Here is a 20,103-nt window from a genome sequence, read left to right on the forward strand (position 1 = left end):
TCGCCTTTAGAGCTGCACACCGGAGAAGGACATAAAGCCCAATGCCATCAAACCGGTGGTGACAAAGGTAATCCCCAACCCTTTCAGACCTGCCGGAACATCCGCATATTTCAGTTTTTCACGGATAGCAGCCATCAGAACAATCGCCAGCATCCAGCCCATGCCTGAACCGAAACCATATACGATGGATTCACTGAAGTTATAGTCACGCTGCGCCATGAAAGAAACGCCACCGAAGATTGCACAGTTCACTGTAATCAACGGCAGGAAAATCCCCAATGCGTTGTAAAGTGCCGGAACATAACGGTCTAAGATCATTTCCAGGATCTGTACCAGTGCAGCAATTACTCCGATAAAAGTGATGAAGTTAAGGAAGCTTAAATCCACCCCATCCATCAGTGCCCCATCTCGGAGTACCAGATTGTAGACAAGATTATTGGCAGGAACAGAAATCCCCAGGACAACGGTTACAGCAACACCCAGGCCAAATGCTGTTTTAACGTTCTTTGATACCGCCAGAAACGTACACATACCGAGAAAAAAAGATAACGCCATATTCTCGATAAAGACTGCGCGGACAAACAAACTAATATAATGTTCCATTTTGTTTGTTACTCCTTCTCAACCTGCGCAGGTTTCAGAGTCCGCAGACCCCAAATCAGCATACCAATAATGAAGAATGCACTCGGTGCCAGCAGAAACAGACCATTTGGCTGATACCAGCCGCCATTTTTGACAGATTCCAGTACAGTAATGCCGAACAATTTGCCTGAACCAAACAGTTCACGCAGGAAACCAACCAGAACCAGAATAACGCCGTAGCCTAAACCGTTGCCGATACCATCCATGAAACTTTCAACGGGTGGTGACTTCATGGCATAGGCTTCAGCACGTCCCATTACGATACAGTTCGTGATGATAAGGCCAACAAACACCGATAGCTGTTTAGAAATTTCGTAGGCATAAGCCTGCAAAATCTGATCTACCACAATAACCAGTGATGCGATGATTGCCATCTGTACAATGATTCGCACACTGCCGGGAATGTAGTTACGAATCAATGAAATGAAAAAGCTAGAAAATGCAGTAACCAAGGTTACAGCAAGGGTCATAACCAATGCAGTTTCCAGTTTGGTGGTAACAGCCAATGCTGAACACACGCCCAAAACCTGCAATGCAATTGGGTTATTATCAAACAGCGGCCCAAGAAGAACGCGTTTTATCTCTTTACTATCAGCCATCTTTCAAGGCTCCCTCACGTACTTTTTTCAGGAACGGGCCAAAACCGTTATCACCCAGCCAGAAATCAAACATATGCTGAACACCGTTAGAAGTCAGGGTCGCGCCGGACAGACCATCTACACCGTAAGGGTTATCACCTGCTCCGCCACGAACGATTTTCAGTGCCGGCGCACCTTGCGGGTTATAGAGTTTTTTACCTACCCACTGTTTGCGCCATTGCGGGTTATCAACTTCGCCACCCAAACCCGGGGTTTCACCATGAGAGTAGTAAGTAATACCGTGGGATGTAACACCGTCTACATCAATGGAAATGAAGGCATACATCATTGACCATAGACCTGAACCGTATATTGGCAGAACCAGTTCTGTTGTTTTGCCATTTTCACTTTTGACCAGATAGATCTCTGCCATATTGGCGCGACGACGAATTTTTGCCAGATCCTGCTCTGATGATAAAGCGATACTGGTTTCATCACTACGCAGAGCATTACTCAAATCAAAATTACCATCACCTTTTTCCAGCGTTGCGGTTTTTAAATCAAGCAATTCAGGCTGGATACGGCTGTCATAGGTTGCTTTGATTTCCGTACCCGTCATGCCAGGTTTCAGCAAACCTGCCACATCCAGAATATTGCGCTGCTTATCCAGCAGCTTCTGTTCCTGCTGCTGCGCTTTCAAACCTACGGCTGACCCTGCAACTATAATCGAACATACAAGGCACAGTACAAAAACAACGATAAACGTTCTGCCAATGCTGTCATTATTTTTTGGTTTATCATTAGCCACGGGCTTTTCTCCGCTTAATATTGGCCTGTACGACCAGATAATCGAACAGTGGCGCGAACAGGTTAGCGAACAGAATCGCCAACATCATCCCTTCTGGATAAGCTGGGTTGACTACCCTGATCAAAACACACATAACACCAATCAGAATACCGTATGCCCATTTTCCTTTATCTGTAAATGCAGCGGATACCGGGTCAGTCGCCATAAAGATCATACCGAAAGCGAAACCACCCAGAACCAGATGCCACTCCCACGGCATAGCAAACATTGGGTTAGTGTCAGAACCAATCACGTTGAACAGATAAGACGTTGCAATCATACCGAGCATCACGCCAGCAACGATGCGCCATGAAGCGACACGGGCAAACAGAATAATGGCACCACCGATGAAGATCATCAGTGTTGAGACTTCACCAATTGAGCCGGGAATATTACCAAGGAAAGCATCCATCCATGTCACAGGCTGACCAGTGATGGTATTTACCAGACCGTGGCTGCCCGCAGTTGCCCATTGGGACAAAGGAGTTGCACCAGAGAAGCCGTCAGCCGCAGTCCAAACCAAATCACCTGAAATCTGAGCTGGATAAGCAAAGAACAGGAAAGCACGACCAGCCAGTGCAGGGTTAAGGAAGTTTCGACCAGTACCACCGAAGATTTCCTTCGCAACCACAACACCGAAAGTAATTCCCAAAGCAGCCTGCCATAATGGCAGTGTTGGCGGAACAATCAGTGCAAACAGGATGGAACTGACAAAGAAACCTTCGTTGATTTCATGTTTGCGGATAATGGCGAACAGGACTTCCCAGAAACCACCCACCACAAAAACAACAGCATAAATTGGCAGAAAGTAAGTTGCGCCCAGCAACATTTTACTGCTCCACCCTGCATCTGGTGTCAATGATGCACCAAGATACTGAGCAAGCACATAGTGCCAATCAGAAGCCAGGATCTGCTGTAAAGCATCTCCGTTGTATAAGTGAGTCAGGGCAGGTATAGCCTGATTCCCAACGTTATACATCCCCCAAAACATTACAGGGAAAACAGATAGCCATACCAGAATCATCATACGTTTGAGATCAATGGCATCACGAACGTGGGAATTCCCTTTTGTCACTGTTCCCGGCGTATAGAAAACGGTGCTCACTGCCTCATAGAGAGGATAATATTTCTCCAGCTTGCCACCGGCCTCAAAGTGGGGTTCTACTTTTTCAAATAAATTTTTCAGGCCCATGAATTACCCTTCCAGCTCAATCTTAGTCAGTACGTCACGCAATACCGGACCGTACTCATATTTGCCGGGGCAAACATAGGTACACAATGCCAAATCTTCCTCATCCAACTCCAGACAACCCAGCGCCTGAGAACCATCAGTATCGCCTGCAAGCAAGTCACGCAATAGGTGAGTTGCCATAATGTCCAGTGGCATTACCCGCTCATAGTTGCCAATTGGCACCATGGAACGTTCCCCGCCATTTGTCGTGGTTGAGAAAGCAAAACGTTTCTTTTTCAGGAAATGACCAATTGTTGTACGGGTAATGGAGAACTTATTAGCCCCTGGTGCAATCCAACCGAATAACTCTTTTTCACGGCCTTCAGCGAGCACTGAAACCAGAGTATGAAAACGACCAAGATAATGACAAATGTCATCTGATTTTGTACCGCAGAGCACAGAACCAGAAACAATACGGTTTTCACCCTCTTTCAGCTGATCTTGCGTTAACTCAAGCAAATCAGCACCCAATTGAGTACGCATCAAACGCGGTGTTTTAACTTGAGGCCCCGCCAGAGATATTACGCGATCAGTATAAAGCTCACCTGTTGTAAACAACTTACCGATAGCAATGACATCCTGATAGCCCAAATGCCATACCGTTTTATGTGCACTGACAGGTTCGATGAAATGGATATGGGTACCAACCAGCCCTGCCGGATGTGGCCCAACAAATTGGTTATATGTGATTTGAGCGTTGTTTCCTGAGCTTGGAATATTTCCAGCGCCATGGCAGACGTGGACTTTTCCTTCTGTCAATTTTGACAGAATATTCAGGCCATCAACAAAAGCCTCTTCCTGAGTTGCAATAACGACCAATGGATCAGCAGACAAAGGCTGAGTATCCATTGCCGTAACGAAGATTGCCTTTGGTGTGGAACCGGGAACAGGAGAACGACTGAAAGGACGTGTACGCAATGCTGTCCATAATCCTGATACAAGCAGATTTTTTTCTACCTGTTCACGGCTCAGATCAGCAAGTTCCGCACGATCATAACGATCAAACATCACTTTCTCATCACCATTCATTTCAATCACTACAGATTGTAGAACACGGCGTTCACCACGCCCGATAGTTACTACTTTCCCGCTTGCGGGACTAGTGAAAACAACCCCTGGATTCTTCTTATCTTCAAAAAGAATTTGACCTTTTTTGACATGCTCACCTTCCTTAACCAGCATAGAAGGACGCATTCCAACATATTCTTCGCCCAGCAAAGCGACATGGCGAATCGTCGGACCGTCTTCTATAACTTGCGCAGGAGATCCTGCTATCGGGAGGTTGAGTCCTTTTTTAATTTTAATCATAAGATTTGCACAAATTTATCAGTTAAATCATATGCTACAGATTATCCTGCGATATCCCTTGGGTATTTCCTCAGGTAATGCGTAGCGACTTCAGTAATTAAAAACATCTTGAGCGACATATGCCTCAAGTTATTCACTCCGATAATCGTTACAATTTTCTCTTAATTTTCGCCGGCGGTAATTCTAACATCTCCCCCACAGGCTGTCTGATTAATCAAGTGACATAGCTCAAGCAAATAGGAATAATTTCTCTGCTAAATCGTTAACTATTCGAGAAAGACGAAATGAATCCTCATTTTTTTCTACAACAGAGCAATTTTTCACCAAAAATTAACTTCACAGAGGTAGGGTATCATTGCTATCTTTTACTCAAAATTTCACCAAAAAATTTCGTAAAAATAGGACATCCCTCAAACCAGATATTTCATCAATCCTTACTCTTTTACATGGTTACATTATGAAAAAAATAATTTTTTCTCTTTCATTAATCCTGTCATTATTCCATATTCCACTTTTTGCCACAGTACAAACAGTCATAATACAAAACCCTTCATCGTGGCTTAAGTTATCGCCCGATAAACCACCATTGAAACAAATAAGTGCCGAGATTTTCATTCAAATACTCAAAGAAGAGAAACTCCTTGAACTTTATACAAAAAACAACGCAGGTCGTTATCAATTGGTTCAAAGTTACCCGATCTGTAATTACTCTGGTGGGCTTGGTCCCAAAACACTGACTGGTGATTTCAAAAGCCCCGAAGGGTTTTATCATGTTAGCCTTAAACAGTTAAAGCCGAATAGCCGCTATTACCGAGCTATTAATCTGGGCTTTCCCAATGAATTTGATAAATTCAAAGGATATTCCGGCAATAGCTTAATGATTCATGGTGAATGTAAATCCATTGGTTGCTATGCCATGACCAACCGTTATATGGATGAAATATATCAATATGCAAAAAATGCATTTTATCATGGACAGCATGAAATCAAGATCAATATTTATCCTTTCCGAATGACACCACAAAATATGGGGCGGTATAAAAATAACGACAATTATCCGTTTTGGAAACAATTACAGCCCGCCTATGAGTACTTTGCCAAGAATGGCATACCTGCCGGTGTCAGAGTAATAGACGGGCAATATATTGTTAATGCTAAACCTAAAAATCCATAATCTTTTTAATTAATTGTATTAAGCTACCCGCTCACCAAGATAAAATAGCGCATAGCTACCTGGCTCAATACGATGCCAAGTCTCATTTCCGGTTAAAGGTTGGGTAGCAATCACTGATACTACATCCCCCGGTTGGGTGTGCTGCTGAAAATCGATTTCAACATCCTGATCAAGCAATTTGGCACAACCAAAAGGCGCCCGACGAGTGATCCAATGCAAATGAGTCGAGCAATAAGCCATGACAAACTGCCCATCTGACAACAGCATATTGAAAACACCTTTTTTCCTCAATTTGTCAGCCAGAGAAGCAATAAACTTAAATACAGCTGACCAATTGGAAGGGCGCTTGGGATATTTCAGAGACAATTGATGTAATATCCAACAAAATGCCCATTCACTGTCTGTCTCACCAACAGGACGGAGAGTTCCGGTTTTCAGACCACGATATCCCTTCAATTGCCCATTATGGGCATAAGTCCAATATTTTCCCCATAATTCACGGGTAAATGGATGTGTATTTACCAGCGAAACATTGCCTCGATTTGCCTGACGGATGTGAGCCACAATCACTTCTGATTTGATCGGGCAGCCCTGCACAAATTGAGCCACCGGTGAGTCACAACTAGATTGGTGGTCTTTAAAAGTTCTGTATCCCAATCCCTCATAGAAAGTAACTCCCCAACCATCCTTGTGAGGACCGGTATACCCACCACGCTGGATAAGCCCACTCAGACTAAAAACGATATCTGTTGGTACATTGGCACTCATACCAAGTAATTCACACATTGCCTACCCCTAACGCCTGCTCCTGACGCCTATTCCCAATGGACAGCAATCAGGCTTTTACCATTTCTTTTTCAATCAACTGAATCAAAATATGAATCACTTTAATGTGAATTTCCTGAATACGATCCGCATACCCAAAATGTGGTACTCGAATTTCAACATCTGCTGTTCCTGCCATTTTTCCGCCATTTTTACCCGTCAGAGTAATAACTTTCATGCCTTTGGCACGAGCGGCTTCTATTGCTTTGATAATATTGCTCGAATTTCCGGATGTCGAAATGCCCAATAACACATCGCCTTTCTGACCAACAGCCTCAACATAGCGAGAAAAAACGTAATCATAGCCAAAGTCATTGCTCACACAGGATAAGTGACTGGGATCGGAAATTGCGATACCAGGGTATCCCGGACGATTTTCTCGGTAACGGCCTGTCAGTTCTTCTGCAAAATGCATCGCATCACAATGCGAACCACCATTGCCACAGGAAAGCACTTTTCCTCCGTCTTTGAACGAATCCGCCAACAAAACAGCGGCTTTTTGAATGGCGTCAATATTTGTATCATCGTTAAGGAATTTAGCCAGGGTTTCTGCGGCTTCAGATAACTCACTACGGATCAGATCTTGATACATGAAACTTATACTCCTGAAAGGTCTTCGGGATTAATAACATCAGTCACTCAGTGTAACGGATTCCCCCCCTTGAAAGAAGACCATCACATCTCTGTGAAATTATCTCATGCAAAACTGAAATGACTTTGTGAGCTAGATTGTAATTAAGATGTAAAAACATTGATAAATACATTTTCCTCATCTAAAACAGAAGGACATCACAACAGGTCAGACCTCTGACAAGTCAACCTGAGATTTACAGGAGTTTTACTATGACCGCTCTCAGCATTATTTTGTTTTTAGTCTTGATTGGCGGGCTTTGTTATCGCAAAGTCAGCCTGACTATCAGTAGCTTCCTGCTTGCTGCCTACACATTAGTGCTGGGCATCACCGGCCTTTGGAGTTACTGGTTGCTGTTACCACTTGCCATTGTCTTATTCCCTCTTGTCTTTACACCAACACGTATCTCTCTATTCTCTGCACCCGGCTTAAAAGCTTTCCGTAAAGTCATGCCAAGCATGTCCACAACAGAAAAAGAAGCCATTGATGCAGGAACAACTTGGTGGGAAGGCGATCTGTTCCGTGGTAATCCTGATTGGCAAAAACTGCATAATTACCCAAAACCACAGTTAACCGCTGAAGAACAAGCATTTATTGATGGCCCGGTAGAAGAAGCCTGCCGCATGGCAAATGATTTTCAAATTAGCCACGAATTGGCCGACTTACCTCCGGAACTTTGGACTTATCTGAAAGAACAGCGCTTCTTCGCCATGATCATCAAAAAAGAATATGGTGGTCTGGAATTTTCCGCTTACGCACAATCTCAAGTGCTGCAAAAACTGTCTGGTGTCTCTGGCATTCTGGCAATTACTGTCGGTGTACCCAACTCTTTGGGACCCGGTGAATTGCTGCAACACTATGGTACTGATGAGCAGAAAAAACATTATCTGCCGGGTCTTGCCCGCGGCGAAGAAATCCCTTGCTTTGCCCTGACCAGCCCTGAAGCCGGTTCAGATGCTGGTGCGATTCCAGATACAGGCGTTGTCTGTATGGGTGAATGGCAAGGTGAGCAAGTTCTGGGTATGCGTCTGAACTGGAATAAGCGTTACATTACTCTTGCCCCTATCGCTACCGTATTGGGCTTGGCATTTAAGCTGTACGATCCTGAGCATCTGCTGGGTGACATCGAATCATTGGGTATTACCTGTGCCCTGATTCCAACTGATACTCCCGGCGTTGAAATTGGTCATCGCCATTTCCCTCTGAATATCCCGTTCCAGAATGGCCCAACCCGTGGTAAGGATATCTTCGTACCTATTGATTACATCATCGGCGGACCTAAAATGGCTGGCCAAGGCTGGCGCATGCTGGTTGAATGTCTGTCTGTTGGCCGTGGTATTACCCTGCCATCAAACTCAACAGGTGGATTGAAAAGTGCTGCTATGGCAATTGGTGCTTATTCTTACATTCGTCGTCAGTTCAAACTGCCGATCGGAAAAATGGAAGGCATCGAAGAACCGTTGGCACGTATTGCAGGTAACTCTTACCTGATGGATGCGGCTGCAACCATGATTACCAGCGGTATCATGCTCGGCGAAAAACCTGCCGTTCTGTCTGCTATTGTGAAATACCACTGTACCCACAGAGGACAACGTTCCATCATTGATGCAATGGATATCGCTGGCGGTAAAGGTATCTGCCTTGGGCCATCTAACTTTCTTGCCCGAAGCTACCAAGGCGCACCTATTGCTATCACCGTCGAAGGTGCGAATATCCTGACCCGTAGTATGATTATCTTCGGTCAAGGTGCAATCCGTTGCCATCCTTATGTATTGGCTGAAATTGCGGCGGCAGAAAGTAATGATGTGAAAGCCTTTGATAAGGCACTGTTTGGTCATTTGGGGCATGTCGCCAGCAATACTCTGCGCAGCCTGTGGCTTGGTATCACCAAAGGCAGAACCAGTGGTTCTCCAGTAAATGATGCAACACGCCGTTATTACCAGCATATTAATCGCTTAAGTGCCAACCTTGCCCTGCTTTCTGATGTTTCAATGGGCGTATTGGGTGGCAGCCTGAAACGTCGTGAACGTATTTCAGCTCGTCTGGGAGATATTCTGAGTCAAATCTTCTTAGCTTCCGCTACACTGAAACGCTATGAAGACGAAGGCCGCCCGACAGAAGATCTGCCATTAGTACAATGGGCAGTTGAAGATAGTCTACATCAGGCAGAACAGGCCATGAGCGACTTATTGCGCAATTTCCCTAACCGCTTGGTGGCTGGTTTAATGCGAGTGATTATCTTCCCATTGGGTCGTTCACATACCGCCCCATCCGATAAACTGGATCATAAACTGGCTCAGATATTACAAACTCCTTCCGCAACGCGTAGCCGGATCGGGCGTGGGCAGTATCTGACTCCAAGCGAATACAATCCCCATGGGTTACTGGAAGAAGCACTGCTCGATATCATTGCTGCGGAGCCAATCCATGCACGCTTGAGCCGCGAAGCAGGTAAAAAGCTGAGTTTTACCCGTCTGGATAAATTAGCCGAACAAGCATTAGCAGAACACAAAATTTCTCAGGAAGAGGCAGATATCCTGAAACGTGCTGAAAACAGCCGCCTGCGTTCAATTAATGTTGATGAATTTGAGCCGGATGCATTTGCTGTACCAAATTCAGCAAAAAAGCCTGAAAATCAGCATGAAACTAAAGTAGCCTGATGCTGACAAGAAAATACTTGAAAAACGAAGGGTATATAACCTGAATAAAATACGGGGCAATAAAATGTCCCGTATTTTTTCAAAAAGACTCCAGCGATAACAATTCTTCTATTGTTTGTCGACGCCGAATCAAGCGAGTTTTCCCTTCAGAAAACAGAACCTCTGGGAGCAAGGAACGGCTATTATAATTCGAAGACATTGATGCACCGTAAGCGCCAGTATCGTGGAAAATCAGATAATCCCCGATATTAACCTGAGGCAACATTCGTGGCATAACTTCTCCTCCTTCCAGTTGAGTAAAAACATCACCAGACTCACATAATGGCCCTGCTACCAATGTTTCTTGTAGACTTGTTTCCTGTAAATTTGCATTATTATCGTCGTATTCTACAGATAACACTGAAATATGGTGATAACTGCCATACATTGCAGGACGCATCAAATCATTAAAACCCGCATCCACCAGCACATAATTGCGGTTTCCCATGGATTTTACCGCCCGCACTTCCGCCATCAGAATACCCGACTCAGCAACCAAAAAACGGCCAGGCTCAATCTCAAGTTCAACATGATGCCCCAAATGCTGTTCAATACGCTGACGAATCTCATGCCACAGGCTGTAATAGTGTTCAGTATCTACGGCTTCCTCACCGATTTCATAGGGGATTGATAACCCACCTCCTGCCGAAATGGCCTGAATATCCTCACCACACAGTTTGACCTGCTCCAGCATCGCATTACATACATTGGCAAGATGCTGATAATCCACACCCGAACCGATATGCATATGCAAACCCACTAATTTCAACCCATACTCGTGAATTTTCTCAATCGCCAAAGGAAGATCCTGATACCAAATCCCATGTTTGCTATTTTCACCGCCAGTATTCGTCTTTTGGCTATGTCCGTGACCAAATCCGGGATTGATGCGTAACCAGACCGGATGACCGGACTGGCGCTTCCCAATCTGCCCCAACATATCTATAGAGCCAACATTGACCGGAATATCCAACTCAATCACACGATTAAGAGTTGCCACATCAATGACATCCGCAGTGAATACAATTTCAGATTTATTACGCCCCGGCTGAAAACCGGCATAAAGTGCTCTCTCAATTTCTCCCAATGACACGGCATCTACTTTCACTCCCTGCTCTTTCATCAAACGCAGGATATGGGTATTGGAACACGCTTTTTGTGCAAAGCGAATAACATCAAACTGCTTTAATTTACTGATTTGTTTAATTATATTATCGCCATCATAAATCCATAGCGGCGTTCCATATTGAATTGGTAATCGAAGTAAATTTTCAGGGGTAAAATTCTCCCCTAAATCATGAGTGGAAGTTGTTGTTGCCATTGGCGTGCCTCACAAAATCAGCGAATACATCATTATTGTCAATAATAAGACAGGAATAAAAATATCCATTTGGCTATAGTCTATTCATTTATGATATCGGTTTGCCTATTTTTACTACTATTACGTTTTTAAATCCTGACAATATTGTGTTTAGCTATTACGGGAGACGTATTTGACAACGCGGTATATATTAAAGAGGAAAACATATGCATTCCTGTTCATGGCGACATATTGAAATTTTCCACGCAGTGATGACCACTAATAACCTGACTGATGCAGCGATATTATTGAAAACGTCCCAACCAACGGTGAGCCGCGAACTTGCGCGCCTTGAAAAATTATTGAAGTTTAAGTTGTTTGATCGCATCAAAGGACGCTTATCTCCCACGGCGCAGGGGTTACGATTATTTGAAGAAGTACAGCGCTCTTATTATGGGCTAGAAAGGATAATCAATGCGGCTGGCAGCATTCGTCAATTCGAACATGCACAATTATCCATCGCCTGTTTGCCTATGTTCTCACAATCTCTGCTGCCCAAAGCATGCAGTAGCTTTATTCAATGCTATCCTGAAGCAAAATTAACCATTACTCCTCAGGAATCCCCCCTATTGGAAGAATGGCTTTCGGCACAACGTCACGATATTGGCTTAACCGAACACTTACAAACTCCCGCAGGTACTGAGCAAGAAACATTGATAACCTTAAATGAAGTGTGTGTCTTACCCCACAATCATACACTAAGCCAAAAATCAGAACTGACACCTGAAGATTTTCACGGACAAAATTTTATCAGTCTGTCGATCACTGACAGTTATAGACAGCTCATTGATACGATATTTACTGAACACCATGTCAATCGCAAGATGGTAATGGAAACTCACAGCGCAGCCTCAATTTGTGCCATGATCAACGAAGGAATTGGTGTATCGATTGTAAACCCGCTCACTGCCCTTGATTATTTAGATAAAAATTCAGGGATCTGCATCCGGCCATTCAGTATCGAAATTCCATTCACAGTGAGTTTAATTAAACCTATACATCGACCATCTTCAGAACCAGTAGAAAGTTTTATTCAGCACTTAAAACAACAGACCGCCCTATTTCACGAAAAATTGGTTTCAGCTTTTCAGCATTAACTGCAACTGCTGCCAGTGAGGTGATGTGGCAAACCAATCTACCAGAAAATCCAACAATGCCCGCAGAGTCACAGGCATATTCTGGCGGCTGGTATAAATACCATAAATCCCCATGGACTGAGGTTGATACTCAGGCAATAACTCAACCAATTGCCCGGATATTAAATAGGGAGAAACAGAATAGTAAGGCTGCATTGCTATTCCTGCGCCCTGCAAAGCAGCTTCCATTAACACAGTAGATTCATTGGCACTTAATGTTCCACTGACCGGAACGGAATATTGCCCATGCTGTTTTTCAAATAACCATAAACTTTTGCCAAAAAAGTTATAAGTCAGGCAATTATGCGATATTAAATCCGTCGGATTTTGAGGAATAGATTTTCCTGCCAAATAAGAAGGTGCGGCACAAACAACCGAGTGACAGGTTGATAATGGTCGGGCAATCAGATTTGGTTCCAAGTTATTGGTAATACGAATCGCGAGATCAATACGCTCCTCAATTAAGTTAATAGCCTTATTGTTAATTTGCAGATTGACAACAATTTGCGGATATATCCGCATAAATTCAGGAATGGCAACTGATAACGCACTAATACCCAACGATTGAGAACAACTCACACGCAACAGCCCCCTTAAGGTTTGTGTTTCCGAAGATTGTTGTACAGGCATTGTTTCCGCTAATTCCACCAGTTTAAGGCTACGCTGATAAGCACTCTCACCTACCGAAGTTAAACTGATCTTACGTGTCGTGCGATGCAATAAACGAACTCCTGCCCACTTTTCCATTTCTGCCAAATAGCGCGATACCATTGCCCTCGACATATCCAAATTCTCTGCCGCTGCAATTAAACTTCCCCGCTCAACAATCGTAACAAAGACCTGTGCTGCTATGATCCTATCCATTTTACCCGACCTACTTTTCGCTCTAATTAGCTCGATATGTGCAACGAATAATTGCTGATTTTGTGGTTTTTAAATCGAAAAATGCAACCTATCATACATATCACTCAAGCAGATAAGCATTTTGATATAGGAATTCAACGATGGCTCGCAAAACAACATTAAATATCGCTCTTGCGGCGACCCTTTCTCTGGGAATGGCATCACTGTCTCAGGCTGCCAATCTCAAATTAGATATCTACAATCCAGGTGAAGCAGGCATTTTCCCTGTATCTTCTGAAATTATCAGTGGCGATCATGAAGTTGTTCTGATCGATGCTCAATTCAGGAAAAACGATGCTCAAGAACTGGTAAAAATGATTCAGCAAACTGGCAAAGAATTAACAACGATCTACATCAGTCACTCTGATCCTGATTTCTACTTTGGGCTTGATGTGATCACAGAAGCTTTCCCTAAAGCTAAAGTCATCGCATCTCCGGAAACCATTAAAGCAATCAACAACACCAAAGATGGCAAACTAGCCTATTGGGGCGGCGTTCTGGCCGATCAGGCCCCCAAAAAGATCATCGTTCCTGAGCCATTGAAAGGAAACGCTTTCACTATCGATGGAGAAAAGCTGATTGTTGAAGGCTTAGACGGCGCAACCCCAGATCGCACTTTTGTTTGGGTACCTAAACTGAAAGCCGTTGTTGGTGGTATCGCTGTTTCTGACAATATCCACGTCTGGACTGCGGATACTCAAACTAAAGAATCACGTCAACACTGGGTGCAAACACTGGAACGTATCAATAAATTGAAACCTGATACTGTTGTGCCAAGCCACTATTTAGGAAATTCATCCATGAAGTTGGATTCTGTGACTTTCACACAAAACTATCTGACAACATTGGAAAAAGAATTACCGAAAGCAAAAGATTCCGATGCGCTGATTGCCGCTATGAAAAAGCACTATCCTGACCTTGCCGATGAATCCAGCCTTGAGCTGAGCGCCAAGGTATTGAAAGGGGAAATGAAGTGGCCTCAGTAAGTTGAAAATCCCAACGGACGTTGCACAGAGCAGCGTCCGCCTGTAATACCTTGCAGCTTGTTGCTTTGTTAACTGCAACTTGAAACCCATTGGTATAGCTCTCATTTAATTATCAGATAACGCTCATATTAAATAACATTAAACAAATTTAATAGATTTCCCTGTAGAAAGATTTTTTGCATTTGGTTCACTATTTGTGACACAAAAAACTGTGGCACAAAAAATCTATTGAATATCAATGTTATTATTTAAGTAAAGCCCTACTAGAACTATTGCGGATAAACATAAATAAGGCCCAAACGCCATAAAATCAGGGTAGGATTTTCTTTTCAATCTGATAATCATAAAACCAAATAATCCAGATAATGAAGCCATCAGCATCAGTATTGGTATCATTTCTACCCCAAGCCATGCACCAATAGCCGCTGTCAGCTTTAAATCACCATAACCAATCCCCTCTTTCTTTAAAAAAGACCAACATAACCAATACAAAAACCACAGAAATAAATACCCTGATATGGCGCCGTATATTGCACTCTTGATCGGAATCCAATTACTTTCGATATTAAATAAAAGCCCAAGCCATAATAAAGGTAACGTGATAATATCTGGCAAGAGATATGTTTTAATATCGATAACAGATAATAAGAGCAAGGTACTACAGAAAAACATAATTACCATATAATCAACATCTATTAAAATAATAAACCATCCTTTTATTTATATTTAATTTAAGAACCTGTGATTTTCAAATGACATCCATGTCATGATATTTTTCCCTTATTTTCTGACCTCAATCAGAACAGGAATAATATTAATCTCTTCATTCAAACTTTGACAATAAAAATTTAGTTAAAACAGTCAGTACAAAATAAATATGCGAACCGGCTCGCAAGAGGCTATCTTGTATCCCAGAGACCGAGAGATAACTTGATCATGCAAACAGCGCTCATTTATCATGGCGGTGAATCAACTTTGTCATATGGCAATTTACGCCATACCGGATACTTCCGGAAAAAAGAAGGAAAGAAGAAATATGCGAACTCCCCGCATTTATCACCCTGAACCGCTTTCAGTAGGAATTGAAACCTATCTGAGTGATGATGCTGCCAATCACGTCGGGCGCGTACTCAGAATGAGTCATGGGCAGGAATTACAACTTTTTGATGGCAGCAATCAGATTTTTAATGCAGAGATTACTGAAGCCAGTAAAAAAGCGGTCAAAGTACGCATTCTTAATGGCAAATTGTCTGATCATGAATCACCACTGAATCTGCATTTAGGGCAAGTTATGTCCCGCGGTGAAAAAATGGAATTCACAATCCAAAAATCCGTGGAATTAGGTGTCAGTACAATCACACCATTACTTTCTGAGCGCTGCGGGGTAAAACTGGATGCGGAAAGATTAGAAAAAAAATTACAGCAATGGAAAAAAATTGCTATTTCTGCCTGTGAACAGTGCGGGCGTAACCGTATTCCTGAAATCCGCCCTGTTATGTCACTTGAAGCATGGTGCAAGGAAAATGATGGCAGCCTAAAATTAAACCTGCATCCCCGCGCCAGCCAAAGCATCAATACCCTTCCACTACCTGTGGAAAAAGTACGACTGCTGATTGGGCCGGAAGGGGGATTATCCGCTGAAGAAATAGAAATGACAGCAAAATATCAATTTACTGATATTCTGTTAGGGCCTCGTGTTCTGAGGACGGAAACTACGGCACTTACCGCAATTACTGCCCTGCAAGTCCGTTTTGGTGATCTGGGTTAAGGAGAAAAAATGATCAAGCTCGGTATAGTGATGGACCCGATTTCATCCATCAACATTAAAAAAGACACTAGTTTTGCCATGCTGCTGGAAGCACAAAAACGCGGATGGGAAATCCATTATATGGAGATGAATGATCTCTACCTGCATCAAGGCGAAGCCCGTGCCCGTACTCGTTTGCTCACAGTGGAACAAAATCCACAACAATGGTACCAATTTGGCAGTGAACAAGAGATAGCCCTTGATACTTTGCACGTTATTCTGATGCGCAAAGATCCACCTTTTGATACTGAATATATTTATGCGACTTATATTCTGGAAAGAGCAGAAATCAAAGGTAGCCTGATAGTCAACAAGCCCCAGAGCCTGCGTGACTGTAACGAAAAATTATTTACAGCCTGGTTCCCGGAATTAACACCCGATACATTAGTCACTCGCAATGCAAAAAATTTACGCGAATTCCATCAAAAACATGGTGATGTTATCTTTAAGCCATTGGATGGAATGGGAGGCGCTTCCATCTTTCGCCTGAAGCAAGATGACGCCAATGTAGGCGTTATTATTGAAACCTTGACGGAACATGGCAGCCGTTATTGCATGGCACAAAATTTCCTGCCAGCAATTAAGGATGGGGATAAACGTGTGTTGGTTGTTGATGGCGAACCTGTACCTTATTGCCTCGCCCGTATTCCGGCTCAGGGAGAAACTCGTGGCAACCTTGCAGCAGGTGGACGTGGAGAAGCCCGCCCATTATCAGAAAGTGATTGGGCAATAGCCCGTGCAGTTGCTCCGGTATTAAAAGAGAAAGGATTAATCTTTGTCGGACTCGACATCATTGGTGATCGTTTAACTGAAATCAATGTCACCAGCCCGACTTGTGTACGTGAAATAGAAGCGGCATTCCCGGAAGTTTCAGTAACGGGTATGTTAATGGATGCTATCGAAAAGCGATTGGAAAAACAGGTAGCGCAATAGCCCAAACAACTTTCATTTTCTGGCAACATTTGCCATTTATAATATTAGCCCACATACTGCTGGGACTTTTTAAGATGTTATGTATTGATTACAAAGGGATTTTGTAAAAAACATCCACATCTCATCCACTTTATAACTGAAACCTCTAGCTAAAGCCCTTCTATTTGTGAAGGGCTTTCTTATTTCACCACCATCAAACAACTAGATCGGTTTCACATCTAGGTTATGTAAAACTTGTTCAATGATTAGAATATGTAATATTTGTCTATGCTCACTCAATAGTGAATTTTAATGAAATGAATAATTAAATTAGATAGAGAGTAATCTCATGAAAATAGTAAGTTGCTGGAAATGTAAGAAAGAGGTTTCAAAGGATGAAAAAGTATGCTCTCACTGCGGAGAGAAATATCCCGGTGCAACAACCCTAGATGCTTTGTTAGGTTTAGCTGCACTCGTCGCGATTGGGGCAACCATCTATTATTTTGTCAGTGGAGACGATAAGAAAGATTCTTCCACCAAAGAAACTACCGTCAAAACGGTGGCAGCGCCAGCCCCCAAGCCATTCAAATACGCAGATATGACACTGAAAGAGTATCGGAATGAAGCTAAACATGATAGAGAAAAAATTGTCTCAAACTATAAATCATATAAAGCCCTTTATATAACAAATGCAGAAGTAAACAACTTCTATAATTGCCTAAGCGAGATGTCGTATACAAAATCAGATGAGTTAAAGTTAGGTGAAGTTTTGGAGTGGTGTTATGCAGATTACAGTAAGAACCCATCTTCCTTCGCAAAATACATTAACTTTGATAATTACAGATCTAATTTTAGTTCATGGGATGGCTCATACCGTCCACTGGAGAAAATCATCAAAGAAAATATGCATGATGAATCTACATATAAACATCATACTACAACGACGCGGCGGGTACGGACATCAGATAACAAACTCTACGCAATAATCAAAACAACATTCAGTGGAACTAATCTTTATGGGGCAAGGGTCAAGCAATCTCTCACTGCTAAAGTAGATATAAAAACGGGAGAGATTATAGAATTAATGCCTGAACAATAAACTATTTGTACCATCAGTCTGAGAATAAGCCCCAGTTCTTGCTTATAAAAAATCAAAGGAAAAGTTTAATGAAAAAATATATCTTCGCACTATTGTTGCTGGTCTCATTCGGTGTTTTTGCACAATCAACAACCCAGTCAGTTCTGCAAAAGTACATGAAATCATACCAACCACTCAAAATCAGCGATAAGGGCGGTATCATTACGCTAACGATGAAATCAAATCAGGTAACTACTGACATCTATCATTCAGTAGTTAAGAATGCAATATGTGGTCCACTCTGGCTTGATGACAAAAACACATCATATTTGAAGGAAATAAAAGAGGTTCGTGTACTGAATAAACATAGTTACATTGGTTTTGCTTTTGAAAATCCGCGCTCATCATGTGAAGAGTTAGGCAAAGCAATGGATGATATGGTTGGTATTGTCATTGCTTCCCACACTCATATCTTCACTTCCCACATGAATCGATAGTCTAAAAACAACTCCCAGACTTTGATCTGGGGATTGTTTTTATCGTCTTCAATCAGAATCCAAAACCGATTTGTTCATCACCGTAATGGCTGGCCGGGAACGCCAGTTTCGGGACGGTAAAATCAGCCGGTAACGGCTGGGGTTTGGGGCGTGTCAAAAACCGTTCAAGGGTGGTAATGGTGGTAAACGTACAGCCGCACAGGATATTTTGACATTGGTGATAACTGCGCCGCGTCTCTTCACTCATCATTTCACTGGTACGCGTCTTTGCCACAGCGCCGCATTGGGGACAGATAAACGCCATGAATAACCCTCATCATTGGGGTGTGCCTGCCGGGATTATAACGCATTAGTGCTTGTTATTGGTCACTTTCTGTCATGTCGGTATCCTTAATTTTTAATTCCAGCTCTAACTGAGTAGTAAAGCCACTGTCCCCCACGTTATGGATCACCCGCGTTATCGTCCATTGATGGTTATCTATGGCGGTTTTGAATCCGGTAACGGTAGCAGTCAGATCCGGATAGAGATCAGCCCGTCCCCGTGCCAGCGTAATGGAAAATTCCGCCGCGCCGCGCTGAAGCTTTGCCCATTTGGCCGCCGCTGCCCGTCGTGCCGCTTGCTCGGTTTTGAAGGTCTGGCGCATCACATAGACGTTCCCGTCCGCCCCTTCCAGATATTCCCCTTCACGGCGGCTGGATTTTTCCTGTTTCTGTTTCGGTTTTTTCCGCCGGCGTTTCATTGTGGTTGCGGGTTGCTTGCCAAAGTTCAGATCCAACCAGTACGCCTTGACCCCCGTGTAGGCGGCGCGATCAGCGACCCGGAAACTATGACGGTCGCCACTGTCGCGGGTCAGGGTAATCACGGGCAAGGGCTGGCCGCTTTGTGACACCCCACGCCCCGGAATGAGAAACAGCAACCGGCCATTTTTAATCGTTGCGATGGCACCCAACATTTCCGCCATGCGGGACAAAAAACTGATGTCACTTTCATTCGTCTGGTCGGCATGGTCAATTTCAATGTCCATCAACGGGCGGCTTACGGCGGGTTGCAGGTTGTAACGCCCGGCAATGGCGCTGACCACATCCCCGACGGTGACATCGTGCCAACTGTATTCACGCTTAATGTTGAACTCTTCCCGAAAATCGGCACTGCGGGCGGTGATTTCCAACCGATCCGGCGGGCCATTGTGGCTGATTTCATCCACGACAAACAGCCCCTTTTCAATCAGCGGCTCGCCCTGCCAGCCCAGCCTGACCACGATTTTCGCCCCACGGGGCGGCAGGTCAATCTTGCCGTCCGTATCGTCGATCACCAGTTCCAGTGTGTCCGCTTCAAAGCCGCGGTTGTCAGTCAGGGACAGGGATATCAGCCGGTCATTGAGGGCGGTGATTTGGCGTCCGCCTATTTGCAGGTCAAACGCCGGGATTTTCACATAATCCGTGCTGGTCAGTATGTCAATGGGGCTCATGGTGTGCCTGTCTGTTGAAA

Annotated in this window: 20 protein-coding genes; 8 read left to right on the forward strand and 12 right to left on the reverse strand. The window is 43.6% G+C overall.

Going from position 1 to position 20,103, the window contains the following annotated elements:
- Window positions 1-6: 6 nt before the first annotated feature.
- The 5 genes from nqrE to AACQ81_RS02255 are packed head-to-tail and all read right to left on the reverse strand — an operon-like array spanning window position 7 to window position 4,606.
- Window positions 7-603 carry an NADH:ubiquinone reductase (Na(+)-transporting) subunit E gene (gene nqrE / locus AACQ81_RS02235; RefSeq protein WP_010846626.1) on the reverse strand — a complete coding sequence of 199 codons (597 nt, stop codon included), beginning with the start codon at window positions 601-603 and terminating at the stop codon, window positions 7-9.
- Window positions 604-611: 8 nt separating this feature from the next.
- Window positions 612-1,241 carry an NADH:ubiquinone reductase (Na(+)-transporting) subunit D gene (locus AACQ81_RS02240; RefSeq protein WP_237386131.1) on the reverse strand — a complete coding sequence of 210 codons (630 nt, stop codon included), beginning with the start codon at window positions 1,239-1,241 and terminating at the stop codon, window positions 612-614.
- The gene (locus AACQ81_RS02245; protein ID WP_237386132.1) at window positions 1,234-2,028 is read right to left on the reverse strand and encodes a Na(+)-translocating NADH-quinone reductase subunit C; all 795 of its coding nucleotides are present in this window, start codon (window positions 2,026-2,028) and stop codon (window positions 1,234-1,236) included. The genes AACQ81_RS02240 and AACQ81_RS02245 overlap by 8 nt, the downstream gene beginning before the upstream one ends.
- Window positions 2,021-3,259 (reverse strand): NADH:ubiquinone reductase (Na(+)-transporting) subunit B, encoded by a 1,239-nt coding sequence (locus tag AACQ81_RS02250; protein WP_237386133.1) that lies wholly within the window; start codon window positions 3,257-3,259, stop codon window positions 2,021-2,023. The genes AACQ81_RS02245 and AACQ81_RS02250 overlap by 8 nt, the downstream gene beginning before the upstream one ends.
- Window positions 3,260-3,262: 3 nt before the next feature.
- On the reverse strand, window positions 3,263-4,606 hold the full coding sequence (locus tag AACQ81_RS02255; protein ID WP_237386134.1) for a Na(+)-translocating NADH-quinone reductase subunit A: 1,344 nt from the start codon (window positions 4,604-4,606) through the stop codon (window positions 3,263-3,265).
- A gap of 457 nt (window positions 4,607-5,063) precedes the next feature.
- Between AACQ81_RS02255 and AACQ81_RS02260 the strand changes: the two genes are divergently transcribed.
- Complete coding sequence (locus AACQ81_RS02260; protein WP_237386135.1) at window positions 5,064-5,780, forward strand: L,D-transpeptidase family protein; 717 nt, start codon at window positions 5,064-5,066, stop codon at window positions 5,778-5,780.
- Between the two features lie 18 nt (window positions 5,781-5,798).
- Here AACQ81_RS02260 and AACQ81_RS02265 read toward each other — a convergent pair whose 3' ends face one another.
- Window positions 5,799-6,566 carry a class II glutamine amidotransferase gene (locus AACQ81_RS02265; protein WP_237386136.1) on the reverse strand — a complete coding sequence of 256 codons (768 nt, stop codon included), beginning with the start codon at window positions 6,564-6,566 and terminating at the stop codon, window positions 5,799-5,801.
- A 49-nt stretch (window positions 6,567-6,615) separates the two neighbouring features.
- Window positions 6,616-7,197: a D-sedoheptulose 7-phosphate isomerase gene (lpcA, locus tag AACQ81_RS02270; protein ID WP_237386137.1), complete on the reverse strand. Its 582-nt coding sequence runs from the start codon at window positions 7,195-7,197 to the stop codon at window positions 6,616-6,618.
- Between the two features lie 251 nt (window positions 7,198-7,448).
- On the opposite strand from lpcA, the gene fadE reads away from it, so the two are divergent.
- Window positions 7,449-9,896, forward strand: coding sequence for an acyl-CoA dehydrogenase FadE (fadE, locus tag AACQ81_RS02275; protein WP_237386138.1), 2,448 nt, complete (start codon window positions 7,449-7,451; stop codon window positions 9,894-9,896).
- A 79-nt stretch (window positions 9,897-9,975) separates the two neighbouring features.
- Here the strand turns inward: fadE and lysA are convergent, their stop codons facing one another.
- Complete coding sequence (gene lysA, locus AACQ81_RS02280; RefSeq protein WP_237386139.1) at window positions 9,976-11,256, reverse strand: diaminopimelate decarboxylase; 1,281 nt, start codon at window positions 11,254-11,256, stop codon at window positions 9,976-9,978.
- A gap of 206 nt (window positions 11,257-11,462) precedes the next feature.
- Between lysA and AACQ81_RS02285 the strand changes: the two genes are divergently transcribed.
- Complete coding sequence (locus AACQ81_RS02285; RefSeq protein WP_237386140.1) at window positions 11,463-12,392, forward strand: LysR family transcriptional regulator; 930 nt, start codon at window positions 11,463-11,465, stop codon at window positions 12,390-12,392.
- Here the strand turns inward: AACQ81_RS02285 and AACQ81_RS02290 are convergent.
- The gene (locus AACQ81_RS02290; protein ID WP_237386141.1) at window positions 12,375-13,295 is read right to left on the reverse strand and encodes a LysR family transcriptional regulator; all 921 of its coding nucleotides are present in this window, start codon (window positions 13,293-13,295) and stop codon (window positions 12,375-12,377) included. The genes AACQ81_RS02285 and AACQ81_RS02290 overlap by 18 nt on opposite strands.
- A gap of 140 nt (window positions 13,296-13,435) precedes the next feature.
- On the opposite strand from AACQ81_RS02290, the gene AACQ81_RS02295 reads away from it, so the two are divergent.
- On the forward strand, window positions 13,436-14,320 hold the full coding sequence (locus AACQ81_RS02295; RefSeq protein ID WP_237386142.1) for an MBL fold metallo-hydrolase: 885 nt from the start codon (window positions 13,436-13,438) through the stop codon (window positions 14,318-14,320).
- A gap of 225 nt (window positions 14,321-14,545) precedes the next feature.
- On the opposite strand, the gene AACQ81_RS02300 is transcribed toward AACQ81_RS02295, so the two are convergent.
- Complete coding sequence (locus AACQ81_RS02300) at window positions 14,546-15,001, reverse strand: prepilin peptidase (RefSeq protein ID WP_237386143.1); 456 nt, start codon at window positions 14,999-15,001, stop codon at window positions 14,546-14,548.
- A gap of 355 nt (window positions 15,002-15,356) precedes the next feature.
- Here AACQ81_RS02300 and rsmE point away from each other — a divergent pair, with 355 nt between their 5' ends.
- The 4 genes from rsmE to AACQ81_RS02320 all read left to right on the forward strand — a co-directional run bounded on the left by rsmE (window position 15,357) and on the right by AACQ81_RS02320 (window position 18,614).
- Entirely contained in the window at window positions 15,357-16,088 is a 732-nt protein-coding gene (gene rsmE / locus AACQ81_RS02305) for a 16S rRNA (uracil(1498)-N(3))-methyltransferase (protein ID WP_237386144.1), read from the forward strand.
- Window positions 16,089-16,097: 9 nt separating this feature from the next.
- Window positions 16,098-17,060 (forward strand): glutathione synthase, encoded by a 963-nt coding sequence (gene gshB, locus AACQ81_RS02310; protein ID WP_237386145.1) that lies wholly within the window; start codon window positions 16,098-16,100, stop codon window positions 17,058-17,060.
- A 328-nt stretch (window positions 17,061-17,388) separates the two neighbouring features.
- Window positions 17,389-18,138: a hypothetical protein gene (locus AACQ81_RS02315; RefSeq protein WP_237386146.1), complete on the forward strand. Its 750-nt coding sequence runs from the start codon at window positions 17,389-17,391 to the stop codon at window positions 18,136-18,138.
- Window positions 18,139-18,206: 68 nt separating this feature from the next.
- Window positions 18,207-18,614, forward strand: a complete 408-nt coding sequence (locus tag AACQ81_RS02320; protein WP_237386147.1) for a hypothetical protein — start codon at window positions 18,207-18,209, stop codon at window positions 18,612-18,614.
- Window positions 18,615-18,666: 52 nt separating this feature from the next.
- Here AACQ81_RS02320 and AACQ81_RS02325 read toward each other — a convergent pair whose 3' ends face one another.
- Both AACQ81_RS02325 and AACQ81_RS02330 read right to left on the reverse strand, forming a co-directional pair.
- Window positions 18,667-18,918, reverse strand: a complete 252-nt coding sequence (locus AACQ81_RS02325) for an ogr/Delta-like zinc finger family protein (protein ID WP_237386148.1) — start codon at window positions 18,916-18,918, stop codon at window positions 18,667-18,669.
- 55 nt (window positions 18,919-18,973) lie between these two features.
- Entirely contained in the window at window positions 18,974-20,083 is a 1,110-nt protein-coding gene (locus tag AACQ81_RS02330) for a phage late control D family protein (protein ID WP_237386149.1), read from the reverse strand.
- Window positions 20,084-20,103: the final 20 nt, after the last annotated feature.

The organism is Xenorhabdus sp. Sc-CR9 (assembly GCF_963897815.1).
GTDB lineage: Bacteria > Pseudomonadota > Gammaproteobacteria > Enterobacterales > Enterobacteriaceae > Xenorhabdus.